Annotated in this window: 1 pseudogene; it reads left to right on the plus strand. The window is 43.0% G+C overall.

The features are described from left to right. Window positions 1–28 precede the first annotated feature (28 nt). Window positions 29–221 (plus strand): annotated as a pseudogene (locus C2M36_RS17000) (REP-associated tyrosine transposase); the annotation flags it as partial.

Raw genomic sequence — 221 nt, forward strand, 5'->3', positions numbered from 1 at the left:
AGAGCAATCATATTCAAAGGAAATGGATATGTCTTATCATGCATTACAAAAAGGTCGCTTCTCACAACCCCAACAAGAATACTTCATTACATTTTGCTGCGCTCGGCGTGCTCCTCTTTTCCTCTGTCCGCAACTTGCACAATTGTTTTGTTCCAGCATCGATTACAATGAGCAGGCTACTTGTTGTCGATGGCTGACTTGGGTACTAATGCCAGATCACT

The sequence above is a fragment of the Pseudoalteromonas sp. T1lg75 genome (assembly GCF_002964705.1).
Classification (GTDB): Bacteria; Pseudomonadota; Gammaproteobacteria; order Enterobacterales; family Alteromonadaceae; genus Pseudoalteromonas.